The following is a 425-nucleotide window of genomic DNA, read 5'->3' as shown; positions in this document are numbered from 1 at the left end:
GCCTTGTCGGTGGCCCGGTACTTCATCGTGTGCTGACCCACAGCGCTCACCTGAACCGGCGCGCTGTAGTCCTTGTAGGCCCCGCCGTCCAGCGCGTACTCGATCCTGCCGACACCCGACTCCGCATCCGAAGCCGTCACCGTCACCGTCGCACTGGAGACATAGTTCCCCGAGGCGTCCTTCGTCCCCGACACCGACGCCGACGTCTCCGGCGCCGTCGTGTCCTGCGGCGGAGCAGCCACCACCGTGAACGACACCGACTTCACCGCAGACGTGTTACCCGCCTTGTCCGTCGCGCGATACGCCACGGTGTGCTGACCGACACTGCTCACCTTCACCGGATCGGCATACGTCGCGTAAGCCCCGCCGTCCAGCGCGTACTCGACCCTGTCCACCCCGGAACCGGAGTCCGTGGCCGACAGCGT

1 protein-coding gene is annotated in these 425 nt (G+C 67.3%); it reads right to left on the bottom strand.

The window, feature by feature from the left end; all coding sequences use genetic code 11:
• Positions 1-395: OmpL47-type beta-barrel domain-containing protein (locus R2S09_RS40285; protein ID WP_399145754.1), on the bottom strand; the 395-nt coding region annotated here is incomplete at its 3' end.
• Positions 396-425 lie beyond the last annotated feature (30 nt).

The organism is Streptomyces sp. MK7 (assembly GCF_032658145.1).
In the GTDB taxonomy this organism is placed as follows: Bacteria; Actinomycetota; Actinomycetes; order Streptomycetales; family Streptomycetaceae; genus Streptomyces; species Streptomyces spiralis.
This window is presented reverse-complemented; position numbering and strand designations above follow the sequence as displayed.